This is a genomic window from Vibrio orientalis CIP 102891 = ATCC 33934 (assembly GCF_000176235.1).
GTDB lineage: Bacteria > Pseudomonadota > Gammaproteobacteria > Enterobacterales > Vibrionaceae > Vibrio > Vibrio orientalis.
The window spans coordinates 368,090-389,359 of record NZ_ACZV01000005.1 but is presented as its reverse complement, the minus strand read 5'-3'; the positions used below and the strand labels follow the sequence as shown (position 1 = coordinate 389,359).

23 protein-coding genes are annotated in these 21,270 nt (G+C 44.8%); 5 read left to right on the top strand and 18 right to left on the bottom strand.

Going from position 1 to position 21,270, the window contains the following annotated elements:
• Positions 1-7: 7 nt before the first annotated feature.
• The 3 genes from VIA_RS12315 to VIA_RS12310 form a co-directional block, all read right to left on the bottom strand.
• Positions 8-400: a YbaN family protein gene (locus VIA_RS12315; protein WP_038211086.1), complete on the bottom strand. Its 393-nt coding sequence runs from the start codon at positions 398-400 to the stop codon at positions 8-10.
• Between the two features lie 21 nt (positions 401-421).
• A complete protein-coding gene (locus VIA_RS22590; RefSeq protein WP_004413335.1) occupies positions 422-553 on the bottom strand; it encodes a hypothetical protein in 132 nt (43 codons plus the stop codon).
• 160 nt (positions 554-713) lie between these two features.
• Positions 714-1,814: a response regulator gene (locus VIA_RS12310; protein ID WP_004413334.1), complete on the bottom strand. Its 1,101-nt coding sequence runs from the start codon at positions 1,812-1,814 to the stop codon at positions 714-716.
• 245 nt (positions 1,815-2,059) lie between these two features.
• On the opposite strand from VIA_RS12310, the gene VIA_RS12305 reads away from it, so the two are divergent.
• Positions 2,060-2,935, top strand: coding sequence for a LysR family transcriptional regulator (locus VIA_RS12305; protein WP_004413333.1), 876 nt, complete (start codon positions 2,060-2,062; stop codon positions 2,933-2,935).
• Between the two features lie 40 nt (positions 2,936-2,975).
• Here VIA_RS12305 and VIA_RS12300 read toward each other — a convergent pair whose 3' ends face one another.
• The 3 genes from VIA_RS12300 to fadI all read right to left on the bottom strand — a co-directional run bounded on the left by VIA_RS12300 (position 2,976) and on the right by fadI (position 7,051).
• A complete protein-coding gene (locus VIA_RS12300) occupies positions 2,976-3,524 on the bottom strand; it encodes an NAD(P)H nitroreductase (RefSeq protein WP_004413332.1) in 549 nt (182 codons plus the stop codon).
• A 96-nt stretch (positions 3,525-3,620) separates the two neighbouring features.
• On the bottom strand, positions 3,621-5,744 hold the full coding sequence (fadJ, locus tag VIA_RS12295) for a fatty acid oxidation complex subunit alpha FadJ (protein WP_004413331.1): 2,124 nt from the start codon (positions 5,742-5,744) through the stop codon (positions 3,621-3,623).
• On the bottom strand, positions 5,744-7,051 hold the full coding sequence (fadI, locus tag VIA_RS12290) for an acetyl-CoA C-acyltransferase FadI (protein ID WP_004413330.1): 1,308 nt from the start codon (positions 7,049-7,051) through the stop codon (positions 5,744-5,746). The genes fadJ and fadI overlap by 1 nt, the downstream gene beginning before the upstream one ends.
• 667 nt (positions 7,052-7,718) lie before the next feature.
• Here fadI and VIA_RS12285 point away from each other — a divergent pair.
• From VIA_RS12285 to VIA_RS12270, 4 genes are all read left to right on the top strand, one after another.
• Positions 7,719-8,225 (top strand): sigma-70 family RNA polymerase sigma factor, encoded by a 507-nt coding sequence (locus tag VIA_RS12285; protein WP_412774851.1) that lies wholly within the window; start codon positions 7,719-7,721, stop codon positions 8,223-8,225.
• Positions 8,218-8,946: a DUF3379 domain-containing protein gene (locus tag VIA_RS12280; protein ID WP_004413328.1), complete on the top strand. Its 729-nt coding sequence runs from the start codon at positions 8,218-8,220 to the stop codon at positions 8,944-8,946. Before VIA_RS12285 ends, VIA_RS12280 begins: the two co-directional genes overlap by 8 nt.
• A 266-nt stretch (positions 8,947-9,212) precedes the next feature.
• Positions 9,213-10,520, top strand: coding sequence for an outer membrane protein transport protein (locus VIA_RS12275; protein WP_004413327.1), 1,308 nt, complete (start codon positions 9,213-9,215; stop codon positions 10,518-10,520).
• Between the two features lie 320 nt (positions 10,521-10,840).
• Positions 10,841-12,112: an outer membrane protein transport protein gene (locus VIA_RS12270; RefSeq protein WP_004413326.1), complete on the top strand. Its 1,272-nt coding sequence runs from the start codon at positions 10,841-10,843 to the stop codon at positions 12,110-12,112.
• Between the two features lie 76 nt (positions 12,113-12,188).
• Here the strand turns inward: VIA_RS12270 and VIA_RS12265 are convergent, their stop codons facing one another.
• The 12 genes from VIA_RS12265 to VIA_RS12210 all read right to left on the bottom strand — a co-directional run bounded on the left by VIA_RS12265 (position 12,189) and on the right by VIA_RS12210 (position 21,240).
• On the bottom strand, positions 12,189-12,947 hold the full coding sequence (locus VIA_RS12265; protein ID WP_004413325.1) for an MlaA family lipoprotein: 759 nt from the start codon (positions 12,945-12,947) through the stop codon (positions 12,189-12,191).
• 66 nt (positions 12,948-13,013) lie between these two features.
• A complete protein-coding gene (ccmI, locus tag VIA_RS12260; protein WP_004413324.1) occupies positions 13,014-14,231 on the bottom strand; it encodes a c-type cytochrome biogenesis protein CcmI in 1,218 nt (405 codons plus the stop codon).
• Positions 14,231-14,716: a cytochrome c-type biogenesis protein gene (locus tag VIA_RS12255; protein WP_004417140.1), complete on the bottom strand. Its 486-nt coding sequence runs from the start codon at positions 14,714-14,716 to the stop codon at positions 14,231-14,233. The genes ccmI and VIA_RS12255 overlap by 1 nt, the downstream gene beginning before the upstream one ends.
• Complete coding sequence (locus VIA_RS12250; RefSeq protein ID WP_004413322.1) at positions 14,713-15,267, bottom strand: DsbE family thiol:disulfide interchange protein; 555 nt, start codon at positions 15,265-15,267, stop codon at positions 14,713-14,715. The genes VIA_RS12255 and VIA_RS12250 overlap by 4 nt, the downstream gene beginning before the upstream one ends.
• Complete coding sequence (locus tag VIA_RS12245) at positions 15,267-17,225, bottom strand: heme lyase CcmF/NrfE family subunit (protein ID WP_004413321.1); 1,959 nt, start codon at positions 17,223-17,225, stop codon at positions 15,267-15,269. Before VIA_RS12245 ends, VIA_RS12250 begins: the two co-directional genes overlap by 1 nt.
• Positions 17,222-17,707: a cytochrome c maturation protein CcmE gene (gene ccmE, locus VIA_RS12240; protein WP_004413320.1), complete on the bottom strand. Its 486-nt coding sequence runs from the start codon at positions 17,705-17,707 to the stop codon at positions 17,222-17,224. The genes VIA_RS12245 and ccmE overlap by 4 nt, the downstream gene beginning before the upstream one ends.
• Complete coding sequence (gene ccmD / locus VIA_RS12235; protein ID WP_004413319.1) at positions 17,704-17,910, bottom strand: heme exporter protein CcmD; 207 nt, start codon at positions 17,908-17,910, stop codon at positions 17,704-17,706. Before ccmD ends, ccmE begins: the two co-directional genes overlap by 4 nt.
• Before the next feature lie 6 nt (positions 17,911-17,916).
• Complete coding sequence (locus VIA_RS12230; protein WP_004413318.1) at positions 17,917-18,666, bottom strand: heme ABC transporter permease; 750 nt, start codon at positions 18,664-18,666, stop codon at positions 17,917-17,919.
• Positions 18,667-18,768: 102 nt separating this feature from the next.
• On the bottom strand, positions 18,769-19,437 hold the full coding sequence (ccmB, locus tag VIA_RS12225) for a heme exporter protein CcmB (protein ID WP_004413317.1): 669 nt from the start codon (positions 19,435-19,437) through the stop codon (positions 18,769-18,771).
• A 2-nt stretch (positions 19,438-19,439) separates the two neighbouring features.
• Complete coding sequence (gene ccmA, locus VIA_RS12220; protein ID WP_004413316.1) at positions 19,440-20,060, bottom strand: cytochrome c biogenesis heme-transporting ATPase CcmA; 621 nt, start codon at positions 20,058-20,060, stop codon at positions 19,440-19,442.
• Between the two features lie 188 nt (positions 20,061-20,248).
• Positions 20,249-20,746: a DUF2802 domain-containing protein gene (locus tag VIA_RS12215; protein WP_038211084.1), complete on the bottom strand. Its 498-nt coding sequence runs from the start codon at positions 20,744-20,746 to the stop codon at positions 20,249-20,251.
• Positions 20,746-21,240 carry a chemotaxis protein CheW gene (locus VIA_RS12210; RefSeq protein ID WP_004413313.1) on the bottom strand — a complete coding sequence of 165 codons (495 nt, stop codon included), beginning with the start codon at positions 21,238-21,240 and terminating at the stop codon, positions 20,746-20,748. Before VIA_RS12210 ends, VIA_RS12215 begins: the two co-directional genes overlap by 1 nt.
• Between the last annotated feature and the right edge of the window lie 30 nt (positions 21,241-21,270).

Genomic DNA, 21,270 nt, shown 5'->3' with positions numbered 1-21,270 from the left:
AGCAATCTTAGTGATTTTCTTTGCTATCGGCAAGGTACTCAGTCACAGGTAAACGAATAAACCAGCTGAGCAATACCACCAGCATTACCACTAGCATGATCTTTAACCAGAAATGTGGCACGACCCAAATGGAGAGCGTGAAGCTGAAGACAATCCAGATAGCACCACGCTTTTTCACTTTAGCTGTGACCGCTCGGTTTTGATGCCAGTTGTCTAAAACCGGTCCAAAGGTTCTGTGATTATGTAACCAACGATGAAAACGAGGGCTGCTGCGCATAAAACAAGCGCTTGATAGGAGAATAAAAGGTGTAGTAGGAAGAAGAGGAAGAAAAATACCGATGATGCCCAGAATCAGGCTGAGCACGCCAACAACGTATAGAAAAACTCTGCGAATAATGATGGCATGCTCCGTAAGCCGTAATTAGAACCCTGCGTATCCGTTTAACACTCGAATCCAAGTCAGTGTTGCAGGAAGAGTTGGGATCAGTAATACAGCAATAAATCCTAGAAAGTAAAAGATATTATAAGGTTCTTTAAAATCGTTGTCTGCCATGAGCTTGCTTCTCTAAATATTGAAGGTGACGATATGCCCAATCGATCATTAATCAGATGTTAATAAGTTGGGCTTTTTTTGTTTATGGCGGACTATACCCTATTCGGCCAAGTACAAACACCGACCAAAAAAAGGGTTATTGAAAAGTTATCTTTTAGGGTTAGGCACTGGCTCCACGATAGATATCTAAACTAAAGCTACTTGAACCTAGGCAGCTTAGCGATAACTGGCAAGCAGACTGAATGTTTAAATCGGTGGTGATAAAGTTCTTAAGGCAGTTATCACCTAACATTTCACCAGCGGGGATGTGTTGAGAGATATAACCATTGGCCCACTGCGCGTCTAAACCTGCCGGCAAGATCGACAACGTCCCTTCAGATAAGTCAGCGATGCCAAACAAGGCCTTTACTGGCGTACTGCAATCGGAACATTTGATCCCTTTCTCTAGTAAAGTCGCGATATCTTTTAAGTCAGCATTAAACGATTTAAGGTTACGTAGGTAGTCATGGAACAGGGCTCGTACCAGCAAGGTTGTCGCTGCGCCATGCTGCCCTTCACTATTCGAATCCACGAGGTAAAAAGCAAATTGACCATTCATAAGCCACGCGTAATCCACAACGAGGGGCATGACATCGGTTGATTGTAAAAGGCGATAGCCACACTTCCAGTCTCCTTGAGAGGTGTCTTTATCCGGAAGTAAAGCGTGCAACAGATCTTTCGCCGCACTTGGGTTGTCATCTAGGTATTCAAGGTGCCAGTGCAGCTCTTGCTCTTCTGGAACATCGCCACTATCAACTCGGAACCATTGGCTTGAGAAGTCACGCTGATCGCTAAGATGATTATCTGAATCATCAAGCGTATTTTCAATCGCACACGCAAGGTGCTCATGATTGCCAATAGGTTTAGGAAGAAAATCTTTAATACCGAAACGTAACGCTTTAGCCACATCGGCGATGTCGTCAGTGGCAGAGACCACGATAAGTGGCATTGATGGGTATTCTAAGCTGACTTCTTCAACAAACTCGATTCCGTCCAGAATCGGCATAGAGAGATCACACAGAATCAGATCTGGTTCATGACTACGAAGTTTCTGTAAGCCATCGAGGCCATCTTCGGCTTCAACCACTTTATAGCCTTGAGCTTCTAAAAAGCCCGATGTAATACGACGAAATATAGGGTCATCGTCCACCAGCATAATCAGTTTTTGAGCCGCAGCGACAGGCATAGCCGCATTGGTTCCAACTTCTATTGTCTTATGCATAATACCTACGCCTCACACAACTTAGAGCACAACTGTATTTTTATTGTTATTCTTGTCGATTGTTTCACACACTCTTTAAAAAGTAGTCTTGAACGGTGATTTATACAAATCTTCCACTTTGAGGCTAGGTTGCATACTATATGTATGGAATATCAACTTTCTATAAACTTGTTGATGTGACTCAAGCTTTGACATTTGATATACATATAAATTAACCGAATTCGTAAAAAAGTGTGTCCGACATAATGAAACTAGATGATCTAAACCTATTTAGGCTTGTCGTAGAAAATGGGAGCTATACAGCAACTTCCCGTAAAACGATGATCCCTGTTGCGACAATTACGCGACGTATTCAAGCATTAGAGGAGTCATTAAACCTCCGTCTGCTGAATCGCCACGCCCGTAAACTTTCTCTTACAGAGGCAGGTGAACGCTTTTTTAACGAATGCTCCCCGTTATTAAACCGCCTAACGTGTGCGGCGGAAGAAATTACCGATGAATGCCGTGGAGCTGCGGGCAAAATCCGTATCATTGCACCTTCGAATCTCACCAAGCGTATGATGATGCCAATGTTTAATGGCTTCATGATCCAATACCCAGACATCAACATTGAACTCACTACAAGCAATCAGGCTGATCAATTAGATCCTACCGAGTGGGACGTTATCTTCCGAGTAGGCCCTCAACGTGACTCTAGCCTGATTGCGCGTAAAATCAGTGCTGTCGAGGACATTCTTGTTGCTAGCCCAGAGTATCTAAAGAAATACCCTGCACCTCAGCATGCTGAAGAGTTACATCAGCACTCGCTGCTAAAAGGAGCACCTTTACTGAAATGGCAGCTGTCTAATAACAGTGGCGAAATTGTGGTAAATAATGACAAAGGCCGTTTCCAAGCTAACACCTTAAATGTGGTGAGAAGTGCGTGTTCTGACGGTCTCGGAATTACCTTGATGCCAGACGTAATGATCAAAGAATATATTGATGATGGTAGCTTAGTGCGAGTACTAGAAAACTGGAGCGCTAACCCGCGCGACATATACATGCTGTACAACCACAAAGATCATTTACCTGAAAAGGTGCGATTGTTTATCGACTTTGTCATCGCCTACAACATTCACTAAAAAAAGAGCTCGGTTACTGACCGAGCTCTTTTTTCATACGCTATAAATACTCAACGAACTTGGTCAAATCACGCTCTGGTACTTTCATCGGTGTACAGCTTGGGGTACCAAGATATAAGAAGCCGACGATTTCATCTTCACCTTCTAGACCAAATGCTTGGTGTACTTCTGGATGGAACATCCACTTTCCTGAACGCCAAAAACCTTGGAAACCTTGAGCCACCGCTGCCATCTGCATTGCCTGCACTGCGCAACCAGCGGATAAGTGCTGCTCAATAGCAGGCACTTTTTCGTGCTCAGTTACTTTGGCGATCACCGTGATCACCATTGGTGCTCTAAAAGGTGCGTTCTTAACCTTGTCGACGACCGATTGCTCGCTTTGTTCTGCTTCAGCTGCTTTAACTAAGATATCGGATAACTTGCTTAACCCTTCTCCTTGCGCAATAACAAAACGCCACGGAGTCAGACCTGCATGGTCTGGCGCACGTAGTCCCGCGCGGATAATATTTTCTAGGGCGTGACCTTCTGGAGCTGGCTCTGACAACTTTGCAATTGAGCGACGATTGAGCAACAAATCTAGAGCATCCATTTGACTTCCTTTTTAATTTTCTCGTTTTCTTCTTGATAATAACTGTCACAAACTAAAAAGGCGAACCTCTTGGTTCGCCTTTTCATTTAACTATCTCTATGGATAGAATTTAGCGTCAATACCCGCTCTGGTCAGTAGACCGTCACATGGGGCAAATCGATCACCATATTTCTTCGCGTGTTCGTTCATTATCTCAACAAGCTGTTTGATACCAATTTGATCCATGTAACGGAATGGACCGCCAAGGAAAGGAGGGAAACCAATACCGAAGATCGCGCCAATATCACCATCTCTAGGACTGCGGATAATGCCTTCATCTAGACAGCGTACTGCTTCATTAAGCATTGGCAGCACACAACGCATGGCAATATCTTTCTCAGCAAGACTTGATTCAGGGTTTAAGCCAAGAAGCTTGTAAATCGATTTATCGACTTCTTTTTTCTTACCTTTATATGTGTAGAAACCTTTACCACTCTTACGCCCTTTTCGGCCGTCATTGAGGAGCTTGTCGAACACATCAGGACCTTGGAAGCGCCCGCCTAATTCTGCTACTAAAATCGGCATGATTTTCGCGCCAATATCTACACCAACTTCATCAAGCAGCGTGATTGGGCCGACTGGGAAACCAAAGTTAAGTAGTGCTTTATCTAGTTGCTCAATCGGCTCACCAGACAGCAGTACTTGCGCGGCTTCATTCATGTACGGCGCAAGAATGCGGTTTACGTAAAAGCCCGCGCAGTCTTTAACCACAATCGGCGTTTTACCTTGCTTACGAGCAAACTCAACCACTGTAGAAATCGTTTCATCTGATGTCGTTTCGTGAGGAATAACCTCTACCAAAGGCATTTTCTCTACTGGGCTAAAGTAGTGAAGGCCGACGACGTTTTCAGGGCGCTGCGCTTTCTCTGCAATCTGATGAATTGGGAGTGACGATGTATTAGTCGCGAAAATGGTGCTATCTTTAGCGTTCTCTTCGACATCTGCGACCATCTTCTGTTTAAGGTCTAAATCTTCAAATACCGCTTCAATGACAATGTCAGTATGGTTAAAGCGTGTGAAGTCTACCCCTCCCGATAACTGCAGCATCTTACTTTGCAGTTGAGCTTTTGAGATAATGCGGCGTTTTCGCTGCTTTTCGAACAACTTAAAGTTGTATTTCAGCGCATTCAAGACACCATCATTCGACACATCTTTAATACGGGTTGGGACTTTGGCTTTGGCCACGCTCACGTGACTAATGCCTGCGCCCATCAAACCACCACCTAACACCGCGGCATTGGCAATCGCTTTTGGATCAGCATCGCTGCCGTGCTCTTTCTTCATCTCTGTCGTCGCGAAGAAGATTGAGCGAAGCGCTTTCGATTCTGATGTCATCACCAGTTCACCAAATCGTTCGGCTTCTTTCTGCTGCCCTTGCTCAAAGCCTTTTTCTAAACCAAATCGAATCACTTCTAGAATCGCGTCAGCGGCAGGGTAATTACCACGTGTCTTTTGGTTGGTCTTTTTCGCGGCTTGCTCAAAAATAACTTTACGACCTAAGCCTGTATTTGAGATTAGCTTCTCTTTGGTTGATGCTTTGCGTTTACTCTTGCTCTTACCTGAATTCTTCTCAACAAAGCTCTTTGCGACTTCTAGCAAAATCGTCTCAGGTACAACGGCGTCAGCAACACCTAGCTTCTTCGCTTTCTTCGCTCGAAGCTGCTTACCAGTAAGAATAAGATCAAGCGATGGAAGCAGACCAATTAAACGCGGTAAACGTTGCGTTCCGCCCGAACCCGGTAGTAAACCAAGCTGTACTTCAGGCAGACCTAAGCGCGTCTTATCTGAATCTGTACATACTCGATAATCACACGCAAGCGCCAGCTCTAAACCACCGCCAAGACACGGGCCATGGATTGCTGCAACCACTGGATAAGGCAGATCAGACAATTGCTGAAACATTTGCTGACCTTTTTCAGCCAATGCTTGTGCTTCTTTAGCACTAGTACATGCATCTAACATGCGAACATCAGCACCTGCGATAAAATTATCAGGCTTAAGAGAATGGACAATCAAACCTTTAATCGTTGACTGTTTCTCTGCCAATTGAGCGAAGATCGCTTCCATTTCTTCGGCAAACGCTGCCTGTAGCGTATTCATTTTTTCGCCTGGTACATCGATAGATAACCAAGCGATATTTTGTTCATCAATAGATAAGTTAAATGCCGTTTGCTCGCTCATTACTCTACCTCCAGTACCATTGCCGCGCCCAAACCACCTGCTGCACAAGCCGTGTTAAGTGCAAGACCACCACCTCGGCGTTGTAGCTCTCTTAATGTTTGAGTGATCATACGTGCGCCAGTCGCTGCAAATGGGTGACCATAAGCGATAGAGCCCCCAAGAACATTAAACTTATCCATATCGATCTCGCCGATCGCTTTTGCTCGGCCAAGTTTTTCTTGCGCAAACTTGTCACTACCGAACATCTTCACGTTAGACAGAGCTTGAGCGGCAAAAGCCTCATGCATATCTATCAAAGTCAAATCTGCTAGCGTGATACCTGCGCGATCTAGAGCCATTGGAGTCGCATAAGAAGGCCCCATCAGCATATCGCTTTCAACACCAATCGCTGAAAATGCGTATGAGCGAATGTAACCCATGATATCTAGGCCAAGCTCTTTCGCTTTGCCTTCACGCATCAGCATGATCGCTGCTGCGCCATCGGTTAAAGGCGTACTGTTCGCCGCAGTCACACTGCCATATTGTCGATCGAATGCTGGACGTAACTTCGCATAGCCTTCCATCGTAGAATCTTCACGGATGTTGTTATCTTTTGAAATCCACTTTTTGTACGGCTCAGGGAAAGCAGTCATCACCTCCCCTTCAATTTTTCCGTCGTTCCAAGCTTGCGCTGCCAAAGTATGTGAACGATGCGCAAGTTCATCCTGCGCTTGGCGGCTAATTCCGTGTGATTTTGCCATCTGCTCGGCGGTTTGGCCCATTGATAGACCCGTTGAATACTCAGCGACAGCAGGTGGCACTGGCATTAAATCTTTCAATGACAATGTTTTTAGGATCTTGAGTTTTTGACTCAACGTTTTGGTTTTGCTTAGCGCAAGTAAATTTGCCGCTAGCTTTTTTGAAACACCAATTGGTAATACAGAAGAGGAATCCGCACCGCCCGCAATGCCGACATCAATGGTGCCCGACATGATACTTTCAGCGACATTGACCGCTGATTGAAAGCTGGTCGCACAAGCGCGCGTCACACTGTACGCGTCAGTATGGATATTCATACCTGTGCCTAACACAATCTCACGAGCGATGTTTGGCGCTTCAGGCATTTGAACTACCTGACCAAATACCACTTGTTCAATCAACTTAGGGTCAATTTCGGTACGAGCAAGCATATCGCTCACCACCATTTTGCCTAAATCCACGGCTGGTACTTGGCTAAATTCGGTACTTTGACGTGCAAAAGGCGTGCGCAAACCTGCGACAATTGCCACACGTTCTCCTGAGCGAGTTTTCACTTCCTGCTTGCCCATTGTTGCTCCTTAAAATAAATAGAGGTCTGACCAGAATCATTGTAACGAGAATGTTAATTCAATCAAACGGTCGTTTGAATAAACGTGACTTAAGCCAGATTCCTGACAAGGGTGGATTAGTAAGCCTATGATACTGTTCAGAGTTCTTAACGAGTCAACTTAATGTAACTTTTACAAATAGACGTGTTTTTGTGAATTTCAGGCAAAAAAAAACCACACATAACTGTGTGGTCGGAATATATAAAGCAATTAACGTAACGCCAATTGAAATAATCAGTTTCCTGATTAGGAGAAAGTAAAGTCAGCCTTCAAAAGGAAGTGTCATCTTGCTCAACTTGTCAGTGTAAACACCGACTAGATGACAGGTGCTACTATAACCGCTAGAGTGAGACAAATTTTGAAATAGATCAATTTTAGGTCGATTTGTCCCTTGCTTGGCTGCTTATATTCGCACCAGCAATACAAATTCACGACTAACTCGCGTTTTTTCCAGCGGAAAAGCGCTGACAGGTATATCAATAGCACCAATCAGAATGACCGTTACTCAATAACTTAGCTATCGGATAACGCCAGAACAATAAGAAATCACAGAGCAACGAGGGAGGCTCATGTGTCAATTATTCAATTTTTCGGAAAGAAAAAGTCCAAAGACCCGGTCAACTCGGATATGGACAGACAAAGAAAATATGAAGCGCTTGTAAGGGCCTATCATCGAGACTTGTATCGTTACGCATATTGGTTGTGTAAGGATCCGACTATTTCTGAGGATTTAGTTCAGGAGACGTGTCTACGCGCATGGAAGTCACTCGATAGCCTACAAGACGAGAAAGCGGCAAAGTCATGGCTTATCACCATATTAAGACGCGAGAACGCGCGCCGCTTTGAACGCAAACAGTTTGATTTAGTGGATATCGACGATCACGGCAATGATGCTAAAGTATCGGACGACCCCCATCACCAAACCGAGTGGGTTCAAGCTCAGATAATGAAGCTCGAAGAAGAGTATCGGGAGCCGCTGTTTTTACAAGTTGTGGGTGGCTTCAGTGGCGAAGAGATCGGAGAGATCCTTGACCTAAATAAAAACACCGTTATGACGCGGTTATTTAGGGCAAGGAACCAACTCAAAGAGATGTTAGATTCAGACAGTAAACAGAGAGGACAGCAAAATGGATGAATTAGAGTTCCGTCGACGCATTATGTCCGACCCTAAACAGCGCGACAGCGAAATCAATGCCGCAATCAGAAGCAGCGACAAGAACAGTCAATTTGCTGATGAGATTCTGGATCTTGATAAGCAAATCGCTCAAGCAATGGCTGTCGATGTCCCTGATGATCTCGCCGACCGTATCCTGTTTAACCAAACTTCGTCTGTCGAAAATAACGTTGTACGACCGACCTTTGCTCGTCGAGCCATGGCAATGGCCGCATCGGTCGCCTTTGTCGCAGGTTTACTGATTGGCCAGATTAACTGGGGCAAAATTGTTGTCTCTCCTGCCCAAGCAGGCCTAGCGAGCACCGCAATGAAGCATGTGGTAGAAGAGAAGCCATTTGTCGAGCAGCTTGATGAACAAGTTAAGTCTTCGCAAATCAACGCCAAGATGGTGCCGTTTGACCATGAGTTTTCACAAAGTTTTCCTTACCATGTCTATTACTTAAATCACTGCGGATTTGGTAAATCCAATGCGATGCACATGGTTTTCCAAGGTGAAAAAGGCAAAGTTACCCTGTTCTTTACCGGCATTCCAAGTGAGCACGCCACCGACTTTAATAAAGATGGTATGGCAGGGATTATCGAACCGATGGGGAATACCAGCTTAATCCTTGTCGGTGAGGAGGGAGAAGATGTGGCGAAAATCGCGAAAAATCTGGCAAATATCATCAAACCTCTAAATTAACAAAAAAGCAACATTTTGTGATCCAGTTCATGGCTTAGATATTCCGTCTAAGCCATTTTTTTAGATAAAAAGTAGAGTCTTAACTCTAAAAAGATGCTTTTTCCAGCACAATCCTGCCAGATACACGCCATTTTCATAATTTTATCGTCCAAATTGGCAATGGTCGGATTTCTATATCTTATACTTGGGTCTAGTATCAGCCACCACTGAGCTTTTGCTCAAATAATATCGCCCAGAAGAGGCGAAGAGAAAAGGAAAAAGCAACAATGAACAACACGCGTCTGTTTAAAAAATCACTATTAGCAGTGACTATCGCAACCGCAACTATCGCTTCGCAGCCAGCTCTCTCTGCCGGCTTCCAGCTTAACGCACAATCAGCAACTGGTATCGGCCGCGCTTTCGCCGGTGATGCAGTAATCGCTGATAACGCAGCTGTTATGGCTCGTAACCCAGCAGCTATGGCTCTTTTCGACAAGATGGAGCTATCTCTAGGTTTCGAAAGCATTACTTCAATGATTGAAGTTAAAGATGCAACATACTCTAGCGGTGTTTACAACCCTGCAAATGGCCAGTCAACTCCAGTATCTTCAACAAGTGCTAACTATGACGATGCAGGCGACACTTCAATTGCACCAAATATCCACCTAATCGTGCCTGTAAACGACAAGTTTGCATGGGGTGTTAACGCATACTCAAACTTCGGTACAAAAACTGAATTTGATGATAACTACGTAGCTTCTGAATATGGCGGTCTAACTGACGTTAAAAGCTTTAACCTAGGTCTTGCTGGTTCTTACCGCGTAAACGAGCAGCTAAGCTTCGGTGCAGGTCTAGACCTAATCTACGGTCAAGGTACATTCAAACGAGCTGTACCAAGCACAAACAGTGCGGCTTACCTTCTAAATGTAGATAAAGCAGACGGTTGGGCAGTTGGCTTTAACCTAGGCTCTGTTTACGAACTAGATGAAAACAACCGTTTCGGTCTATCTTACCGCTACAGCCCTGAGTTCACTGCAGATGACGATGCGGGACAAAAAGTAACACTACCACTACCTGATATGGCTGAGTTCTCAGGCTTCCATAAAATTGAAGACACTAAGTTCGCAGTTCACTACAGTGTTCAATGGATTGGCTGGAGCTCAATGGATACAATTGACTTCGAAAACTTAGATCCGTCACAATCGCAACTTGGCGCTGCAAGCTCTACGTATCAGAAAGACTACAAGTGGCAAGACGGATGGCGTTACGCGATCGGTGGTACTTACTACCTAAACAATGATTGGACACTACGTACTGGTTACATGTACGACACAAGTGCTCAAGACAGCCTAACATCTATCTCAGTACCTGACTCAGATCGTCAATGGTTCTCTGCTGGCTTTACTTACCACATCGATAGCGCGTCAAACATCGACTTTGGCTTTACCTACCTAATGGGTAAAGATACGGACGTAAACGAGTCTTTAGTTCTGCCTAGCACAACTAGCCCTACTGGCTACGCATTTACAAATGTATCTGGTACTACACACGCAGATGCTATCCTAATGGGTCTTCAGTACAGCCGCAGCTTCTAAGCTAAGCTTACACTTTGATTCCAAGGGCCAGTTTTTACTGGCCCTTTTTATTGCCCGTAACTCACTCATTCTACGTGACTTCCTTCCGCCGCCTTTCCGATTTAAGCGTACAACTGTATACGTAAAACGTTTCAATGCACTACAGGTGTTCGCTGAAACGAAGAAACAAACCGTTAACAAGCAATATTAATCACTACGAATTTGCGCTTATGAAACATTAAGCTCCAAAGACACTAAATACACTGTTTTTTATTTTTAAAGTAATGACTCTAAACTTATCATCCCCCGACTGATAACTCTCAATCTCAGCGAACATTACAATGAAAACGAATAAGACTCTCCTTTCACTAGCAGTGGCATGTGGACTAGTGGCAACGTCAGCGACAGTAAACGCAGCTGGTTTCCAATTAGCAGAATACTCTGCAACAGGCCTAGGCCGCGCATACGCTGGTGAAGCAGCAATGGCTGACAATGCAGGTGCACAATGGCGCAACCCTGCAATGCTGACTTACCTAGAAGGTACGCAGATTTCAGTAGGCGCTATCTATGTAGATCCTAATGTAGATGTTAACGGTACTAGCAGCTACGGTCCTGCTGAGTTGCCAGCTAACTCAAAAGATTTCGCACACGATGCAGTTATCCCTAACTTCTATGTTTCACATAAGTACAACGACAAATTTGCACTAGGCTTTGCTCTTGGTACTAACTACGGCATGGAAACATCACTAGGCAAAGACTTTGCAGGTGCAAACCACGGTAACGAAGCGAGTGTTTACTCAGTAGAAGCAAACCTAAATGCTGCTTACCAGCTAACTGAAGCAGTAAGTATCGGTGCTGGCGTTCGTTACATCGACGCTGAAGGAAGCTTTGGTGCAGTTGCTTCACCTCAAAGCGCAGTACTTCCAGCAGGTACGACTCTAAAATACATGGAAGGTGATGATACCGCTTGGGCATGGCAAGCAGGTACAGCTTGGCAAATCAATGAATCAAACCGAGTAGGCTTCACTTACAAATCTGAAGTAGACCTAACTTTAGAAGGCCACGCTAACGGCTTTGGTTTTAACCCAGCGAACCCAATGGCTAAGAAAGCTGGTTCTATGAACCTAGCACTACCTGCAACAGCAGAGCTTGCGACATACCACCAACTAAATGACAAGCTGGCGGTTCATACAAGCATCAACTGGACTGACTGGAGCAGCTTTGAAAAGCTAGTTGCTGACTTCCCAGGCGAAGACTCTAGCCTTATCAAAGAAGAAAACTGGGAAGACAATATGCGCTACGCAATTGGCGCAACTTACCAAGTTGACGCTAAGCTAACGCTACGTACTGGTCTAGCATACGATGAGTCAGCCGTGAGCGAAGAGCATCGTACAGCAACTATTCCAGAAACTGACCGTACATGGTTGAGCGTAGGTGCTGGTTACCAGTGGTCTGAGCAACTTAACTTTGATGCTGGCTTTACCTACATCTTGGCTAAAGACGCAAAAATGCACGAATCAGATACCGCAGCTGATCTCGCTGGCGGTAGCTTCGAAGGCGAAGTAACAGGTAGCATTTGGCTAATCGGTGTACAAGCGAACTACACGTTCTAAGACCAATTTAGCAACGCTAAAAACACAAAAGGCTTGGTTCACACCAAGCCTTTTTTCTATCTGTAATAATAAGCGCTTAAAAGTCTTCTAGATATTCATCTAGGTAGGCTTCTTCTTCTGCATCATAGTCTTCCGTTTCAATCTCTGCCTTAAAGTCTTGGCGTTGAACGTAAACATCACGCACTAATGCATATGGATCGGGTGAGTCATCGAGTAATGACTCTTGCTTCGCTAACACAGCGCGACTCTCTAAGCCTTCAAGCGCCCACTTACCTAACCCTGCCCAGATGTTAAGGTAAGACAAAGGAACGTACATACCGTCAACTATGTCAGCCGATTCTCTGACAGTCCAAGGGCCATAAGCCGGAACCATCACATACGGCCCATTCCCTACTCCATAATGACCTATCGCGTCACTAAACGCCTTTTCATTATGATCAGTAATGCCTGCTTCTGAAGCTACGTCAATTAAACCACCTAAGCCCAACGTGGTATTAATCCAAAAACGGTTAAAGTGATCGAGCGCTTTATCGCCATTGCCCATGACTAAATTATTGATCATGCTCGATGGTTCATCCAAGTTACCTAGGAAGTTTGCAATTCCACTACGAATAGGCACAGGGACATAATCCACATACGCCAAGGAAACGGGTTTAACTAAGTATGGGTCTAAATAATCGTAGTTGATTGTCCACATCGAGCGGTTAAAGCTCTCAAAAGGGTCATAGACTTGCGGCTCCCCTGCCAATGGCTCTTCACTCGGCGCTGACGCACACCCAGTGATTAGAAGAGCAGAGCACAGTAACATCCCTAACTGCGGCTTTATCTTATTCATTATTATAATTTCCATAAAAAAGGCCGGTGTTTCCACCGGCCTTCGTCGATCTATAAACAGTAGCTATTAATACTGATTATTAATCATAACTTCAACTGGTTCACCCATTTTAACGGCTTCGCTCTCACCAAACCAGTCCCCATCCTTAGTCGCAACATTACCGTCGCTATCAATGCGGACACGAACCATTAATGAATCAAGAGATGATAGCTTACGATCTTGCAGCATGCTATTACCATCATCAAGAACCACCGTTCTTGGGAAACTACCAAGTGGGAAACGGGCTGCGGCTACCGGCATCGGAGAACCGTCTGCTGTGTGAACGGAAACGATGAGTGACGCGTTAGGATCAGCATTCACTTGCTCGCCAACGTTAATCGTAATAGCCACTGATTTACCTGTGCCAACTTGTTGACCCATCTGCTTCTGCGCGTTTTCAATACTGCGAGACAGCATTTCATAGCGAGAATCTTTCGGGCCAATCATCTGCTGCATAATACTCCAGTAACGAACCGCTGCAGGGTAGTCTTTACGCTCATAAGCATCAAATGCCAGTAAAGAGAAGACGCGTAGATCAACGTAGTCATCTTGAACTAGCTTACCTAACAGGCGACGCGCTTTATCTTGATCGACATCGTCTTGCGACAGCATCAACGCCTGAGCGTAACCTAACATAACGTCTGGGTTATCTGACTCAAGATTGTATGCTTTTTTCATTGCACCAATTGCTGTGTCGATTGTACGGTTCGCAAGTGCGATACGACCTAACAATAGCCAGCCTGTTGAATCGTCAGGTTGGTAGTGTAGACGTGTGCGAAGTGCCAGTGACAGGTCGCTCATTTCGTCTTCACTTAATTCAGCTCCTTCAGGAGACATCAGTTTTTTTGACAGCGCAGGAAGGTTAGCACTTACTTCTTGCCATTGCTGAACGTCATCTGATGCACCAAATTTGAAGTAAAGACCGTAAGAAAGGCCAATGACTAGCAATGCAGATGGAATGATGACAGCAAGCGCTGAGGTATTGCTCTCATCGTGTTTCTTCTCATCAGCCGGAATGTCATCAAGCAACGACTGCTTCAGGTCCTCGATCAAGTCTTGTTGGTTTTCAACTAAGCCTTCATCGGCTTCTTCTTCAAGCTCAGATAAACGATCTTTGTAGAACGCCTTGTTGAGTTCGTCTCGAAGTTGCTCGTCGTTGTTTGACTTCTTCTTAATAAACGGCAGTGCAATTAGCAAAATACTGATTGCGATAAGAATGACTGAGGCTATCCAAAATAGTGTCATTACTGCTTGTCTCCATCATTCTTTTCTTCATCAAGAAGTGCTTTAAGGCGCGCTTCTTTGTCAGAGTCCCACTCTTGATCATTTTGCTCTTTCACTGCCTTCGGCTTGCGACTGCGAACGATGATCAAACCGAAACCAAATAAGACAACCGCAATTGGCCCAAGCCAGAGGATTGAGGTTGCAATAGTAAACGGCGGGTTATAAGTCACGAAGTTACCATAGCGAGCGATCATGTAATCAACGATCTCTTGCTTAGACTTACCTTCTTTGGTCATCTCATACACTTTATGACGCAGGTCGACCGCGAGTTCAGCGTTCGAATCGGCAATGGTGTTGTTCTGACATTTTGGACAGCGAAGCGTATTGCCTAACTCTTTGAATTGATGCTCTTGCTCAAGGTTATCAAACTCATAGATTTCGATCGTAGCGTAAGCCGTCATTGAGAAAGTCAAACACGCAACTAATGCGAGGATCCACTTCTTCATTGTTTCGCCTCCGCAATAAGCTCTTCATACATTGGCTTGAGCTTTTCGCTCCAATTACGTGTATTCACATCGCCTACATGGCGGTAACGAATAACGCCATTCGCGTCAATCAGGAAGGTTTCAGGTGCGCCATAGACGCCTAAATCTAGACCAAGCATACCGTTACCATCAAACAAGCTGATTAGGTACGGATTACCTAAGTCGTTGAGCCAGCCAACCGCTTTTTCACGATCATCTTTGTAGTTCATACCAATGATCTTAACGCCTTGCGAAGCTAATTCATTTAGGTACTGGTGCTCTGCGTAACAAGTCGGACACCAAGTTGCCCAAACGTTTAACAGTAAAGGCTCACCTTTAAAGATCGCTTGGTCATAAAGTTTGCCCGGTTCAGCTAGGTCTTCAAGACGGAACTCTGGCACTGCCTTACCAACCAAAACAGATTCTAGTTTGGTTGGATCATCACCATGTTGGTTTTTCACTAGCTGGGTGGCAAAAACTGCCACCAAGCCTAAGAATGCCACTAGGGGAATAAACAATAGTTTCTTATTCATTATGCCTCCTGCTTCTTGGTGCTCTTTCTGAAGCGGTAACGTTTATCGCTAATTGCGATTGCACCACCTAGAGCCATCAATAGCGAACCAGCCCAAATCCAACGAACAAATGGTTTGTAGTAAATACGTACCGCCCACGACTTATTGTCATCTAGGCGTTCGCCCATTGCGATGTAAAGGTCGCGAGTAAATCCGCGATCAATCGCTGCTTCAGTCATCATTGAACGCGCTGTGGTATAGAAGCGTTTTTCAGCATGAAGCGTATTGATGTATTTACCATCATGAGTAATTTCAAAGTCCGCAATGTAACCATCATAGTTAGGACCATCTTTGTCACGTAGACCTTCAAAGTAGAAGTCATAACCTTGAATTTGGAAATGCTCACCCGGCGCTAAACGCACATCACGTTCAATGCTGTAGTTTTGCACCATCGCGATACCAATAACAGATACCGCTAAGCCAATATGGCCCATCATCATCGCCCAGTGGCTACGCTGAAGTTTCTTCACACCTTCCATAAATGGGTGACGGTGTGTCGCACGTTGGTACAGTTCAAAACCGTGCATGAAGATGATCCACAGTGCCATTACCCAACCGATGTAAGCCATGGTTAAGAAGAAGTCTGACAGTAGCGTGGTGAAAACAAATGCAAGCACCAGTGATGCGACACCAGAAATCAGCATTGGTTTTTTCAAGCTTGATAGGTCATCACGCTTCCAACGAATCAGAGGACCAATACCAAGCAAGAATGAGAATGGAATCATCAACCAAGCAAATAGCATGTCAAAGAACGGAGCACCAATCGATACTGAGCCTAAGCCAATTTGTTTGTGAACGAGTGGTAGCAATGTACCCACAAGAACAACAACCAGTGCCGCGATAAGTAGAACGTTGTTAGCTAATAGTGCGTTTTCACGAGAAACCAGATCAAAGTTACCACGGACACGTACTGATGCACCTTTTACGGCGAACAGAAGCAGTGAGCCACCAATAACAAATACGAGGAAGCCTAAGATAAACATACCTCGCGATGGATCCGATGCGAACGCATGCACCGAAACCAAGATACCAGAACGAACTAGGAAGGTACCCAGTAGACTTAACGAGAATGCAGAGATCGCCAGTAATACCGTCCACGCTTTAAACGTGCCGCGTTTTTCTGTGACGGCGAGTGAGTGCATCAATGCTGTACCAGCAAGCCAAGGCATGAACGAAGCGTTTTCTACTGGATCCCAGAACCACCAGCCACCCCAGCCAAGTTCGTAGTAAGCCCACCATGAACCTAGAGCGATACCAAGTGTTAGGAACAACCATGCTGCTGTTGTCCAAGGACGAGACCAACGAGCCCATGCGGTATCAAGGCGACCTGTCATCAATGACGCGATAGCAAAAGAGAACGCAACAGAGAAACCAACGTAACCCATGTAAAGCATAGGTGGGTGAATGATTAACCCGGGATCTTGTAGAAGCGGGTTAAGGTCACGACCATCAACCGGGAAATACGGCAACGTACGTAAGAATGGGTTAGAGGTTAGAATGATAAACAGTAGGAAGCCCACCGTGATCATGCCCATGACCGCTAACACACGTGCAACCGATTCTTGTGGCATACCGCGACTAAACATCGCAACGGCAACCGTCCACGCGGCTTGGATGAGTACCCAAAGTAATAGTGAACCTTCGTGCGCACCCCAAACCGCCGTTAAGCGATAGTACCAAGGCAACTGGCTATTCGAGTTACTTGCTACATAGTTAAGGGTAAAATCGTTGGTATAAAATGCCCAAAGCAGAATACAAAACGACAATAGTAGCAGGAGGAACATACCCCAAGACAAAGGTCTGGCGCTGTTCATTAAAAGAGTATTATTTTTCGATGCACCAACCAGTGGCAAGATACTGAGCAGTACCGCAAATGCCAGTGAGATGATCAGTGCAAAGTGACCGATTTCAGCAATCATTGATCGCTTCCTTGTTTTTGTTGTTCAGTATATTGAAGCGGTTCATGCGTTTTTTTCATCGCTTCAGCAACTTCTGGTGGCATGTACTCTTCGTCGTGCTTCGCAAGCACTTCGAATGCCTCAACCGTTGTTTCATCTAGCAGTACGCCTTGAGCAACAATACCCTGCCCTTCACGGAAAAGATCTGGAAGAATACCATCATAAACAATCGTTACTTTAGGGCCGACATCATGAAGGTCAAATGAAACACGTAGAGACTCAACATCACGTTTAACAGAGCCTTCAACAACCATACCACCAATACGTAAGCGCTGACCTACATGAGGTTTGGTTCCGTCCGGTTTACCGTTCACCAATTCCGTTGGCGTGTAGAACAAATCCATATTCTGATTTAGGGCGTACAACATCAAACCGATGGTTGCACTGATCCCGATAAAGATCGCAAGAACAATGCCGAGCCTCTTTTTACGTCTTGGGTTCATAATGTGTTCTCCAAATTTTTCGCTGCATCAATACGTGCTTGTCTATCCACTTTCGCCTGCACTTCATCGAGGAGTGTGCGACCGCGTCGAACGCTAGTGATAAACAAAACAAGCATCACGCCAAAAGTAATACCAAAAGCAGCCCAGACGTAACCTGCATAGCCACCCATTGCAAAGAATTCACTCAAAGATTCAAAATGCATCGTTCATTACCCTCTCTGAGATTTATCTGTTGCTAACTTCATCACCCAAGGGCGATGGCTCTCTTTATTAATGATCTCATTACGTAAACGGATCATCGTCACCGAACCAAAGAAGAAAGCAAAACCAAAAATATTTAGAAGCAGTGGCCACAGCATATCGTTTGAAATCGATGGCTGCTCAAATTTTGTGATTGTCGCGCCCTGATGCAGGGTATTCCACCACTCTACAGAGAAGTGAATGATAGGTAGGTTCACAACGCCGACAATGGCAAGAATGCCTGCTGCTTTCGCCGCGGTTTTCTGGTCATCAAACGCGTGGTAAAGCGCAATGACACCGAGGTAGAGGAATAGAAGGATTAATTCAGAAGTTAAACGCGCATCCCATACCCACCATGTGCCCCACATTGGTTTACCCCAAATGGCACCGGTTAATAATGCAATAAAGGTATACACAGCACCGATCGGTGCCATTGCTGAGGCGGCCATATCCGACAGGCGAATCTGCCAAACGATACCGATAAAGGCTGCGATTGCCATCGACATGTAGACACCCATCGACCAAATAGCTGACGGTACATGAATGTAAATGATTCTAAAGCTATCACCTTGCTGATAATCAGAAGGAGCAAAGGCTAAACCCCATACAGTGCCGATAGATAAACATAACAGCGCTAGTACGGAGAACCATGGCAAGAGCTTACCGCATAGTTGGTAAGCAGATTCAGGCTTGGCATAGGGATGGAGCCATTTCCACATCGTTGTTCTCACTCTTACTTCAGGTTCGTCTAATTTTTCGTTAGACAATTATTAGTTTTGTAATTTATATAAAGGGAAAAAATCGTGCTTGATCAAAAACAATTAATTCACACTTACTCTCAGTGCTGCACTAATTGCGAAAGGCGTTAGTGTCATTGCTCCCATGAACATTGCACCAAGAATCGCCAATTGACCGTTATACGCCATTCCTAATGATGCGGCATCAATCGCTGACGTCGCAAAAATCAAAATAGGAATATAAAGAGGCAGTACTAACAAACTCAGTAACACACCACCTTTTTGTAACCCAACCGTTAGAGCGACCCCAATTGCGCCGATAAAGCTCAGTGTTGGTGTCCCCACTAACAAGGTACATACCACTGCTAGCCAAGTATTAAAGTCTAATGACAGCAGGATTGATAACAGTGGGCTGATTAAAATCAGCGGCAAACCGGTCAGTAACCAGTGTGCAATAACCTTAGAGATAACCACTATCGGTAATGGGACAGGCATTAGCATCATTTGTTCCAACGCGCCGTCTTGAAAGTCATCTCTAAATAAGCGTTCTAGTGATAGCAAAGCTGAAAGTAGCGCCGCCACCCATACTATACCCGCAGCAATTCTCGCTAATAAATTGGGCTCTGGTCCAATACTTAACGGAAACAGCGTAATAACAATGATAAAAAACCACAGAGGGTTAAAGATGTCTGCTTGACGGCGAAAGGCGATGAGCAGTTCGCGTCTTATAATACTATTCATGGTGCCAAGCATGATTAATCACCTAGTTTTATTTTTCTTAGTTTAGGATTATCAGCGAACATATCTTGGTGAGTCGTCAACATGACTATGCCACCACTTTCAGCATGCTTCAAAAAGAGAGATTCGAGAACCTTAACCCCCTGCTTATCGATAGCAGTTAGCGGTTCATCAAGGATCCATAACTTATGATCGCTCAACCATAAACGTGCTAACGCAACACGTCTTTGTTGACCCGCTGACAACTGGCCGACAGGTACGTCTTCACGACCAGCTAACCCCACTTTGGTCAAGGCATCGTAAATCGTGTTCTTGTCAAAGGATTGGCGAGAATGAATGCTCAGATAAAAACGTAAATTCTCGTAGGCGGTGAGTTCGCGCTTAACACCGGTTTGGTGGCCTAGGAATAAAAGGTCTTGGTGAAATTGGTCACGATTGGACTCGATATTCTCACCACTCCAAAAGATTTCCCCGTTATCGCGGTCCCCTAGCCCAGTAATGATACGCAGCAAGGTTGTTTTGCCGGTACCATTTCTACCTTCGACCTGAACTAATTCGCCCGAATCAATCGTAAAAGACAGGGATTCAAACAGAATTCTTTCATCTCGAATGGCGGTAAGTTGAGATACTTCTAACATTTGCGATCACTAGGTAAGTTTCGAAGCTGTATCTTACCACAGCCTCGTATTCTCTAAATAGGAATAGACCTATACGAATCACGAAACTACGTAAGAATCTGTTAATATTCAAACACAAGCTTAAACAACTACCACTAAATGGTTACAAAGGGGCATAAAAAAAGTGCCGAGTGGCACTTTTTAGTATTCTATCTTCTCATTGTTCGCTTACGCGCTGCGGCTTTTTGCCGATCGGGGCTACTTTCGAGAGGAGGGACTTTTTCTTGTCCGGCAATTTTTTTCTGCAGTGACATCATCAGCTCAGCTTCTGCTTTTGGCAGTTCGCACTCTTCGATTAACTCATTGATATCTGCGCCTAACTGGACCATTTTACTGGCTCTAGAATACAAACGGCCATCACTGTCTGCTTGCTCTAATTCCGTAATACGTTCATTTAAGTGCTGGATAATATCTTGCTGTTCACTGACTTTTTGTCCTAACCCGACCACAACGGAACGAACTTCTAAAAGTTGTTTATTGGCTTTTTGTAGTTCTTTATCCAAATGGCGCGTTTGCTGACGTTGATACTCAGCAGACTTCGTTTGTCCTTGTTTTAGGCGTAACAATGCAAAAACAATGATCAAGACGACAAACGATACTGCTCCAGCAATCACTGGAGCACTCAACATCGAACTACTCAATTCCATTATAGGTGAGCCATCTCATCCCATTCTTCATCAGTCAGTAGCTTATTCAAATCAACTAGGATTAATAGCTTACCATCACGGTTGCTAACACCTTGGATGAATTTCGCACTTTCATCAGTACCAACACTTGGTGTGGTATCGATCTCAGAAGAACGTAGGTAAACCACTTCAGCAACGCTATCAACCAGAATACCAATAACTTGATGCTCAGATTCAATCACGATAATACGAGTGTTATCTGTGATTTCACCTTCCATAAGGCCAAAGCGAGAGCGAGTATCAATAACCGTAACAACGTTACCACGTAGGTTAATGATACCTAGCACGTAGTCTGGCGCACCTGGTACTGGAGCAATCTCAGTGTAACGAAGTACTTCACGTACCTGCATTACATTGATACCGTAAGTTTCTTCTTCTAATTGGAACGTCACCCACTGAAGCACTTCGTCATTTGACTGCTCTTTTCTTACTTCGACTTCATTAGTTTGAGACATACCTTATCCTCTCTAAGCCCAAATAGGCAT